The sequence below is a fragment of the Mesorhizobium sp. M4B.F.Ca.ET.203.01.1.1 genome, from assembly GCF_004791025.1.
Classification (GTDB): Bacteria; Pseudomonadota; Alphaproteobacteria; order Rhizobiales; family Rhizobiaceae; genus Mesorhizobium; species Mesorhizobium abyssinicae.
Genome location: NZ_SRUO01000123.1, coordinates 1 through 362, shown reverse-complemented (window position 1 = coordinate 362; position 362 = coordinate 1). Strand labels below are relative to the sequence as shown.

Genomic DNA, 362 nt, shown 5'->3' with positions numbered 1-362 from the left:
GCAGCGCCAGGCCTCGCTGCAGCATGCCGAGCAGCAGCTGGCGCGCGGCAGCGCGACCGGCGCGGTCCCGGCCGGGCCTTCCGTGGCCGCGGCCAACGACCCGGCCCGTCCGGCCAGCAGCGGCAACCGGGTGCTGCCCTGGGACGGCGTGCTGCAGCGCGCTGGGCTGCAGCCGGGCTGGAAGCTGCCCCTGATGCTGCTGGTGCCGGGACTGGCGCTTGCGATCATTGCGGCGATGCGTCTGGGCACGGCCTGGATGTTCCCGCTGACCCTGCTGCTGTACCTGCTGGGCTGCTGGTTGTGGGTGATGCGCCGGATCACCAGACTGCGCGCGCAGCTGCTGCACCAGATGCCGGACTTCC

1 protein-coding gene is annotated in these 362 nt (G+C 73.2%); it reads left to right on the top strand.

Annotated features, from left to right (window positions below; genetic code table 11):
• Positions 1 to 362: hypothetical protein (locus EN846_RS33935; protein ID WP_210236147.1), on the top strand; the 362-nt coding region annotated here is incomplete at both ends.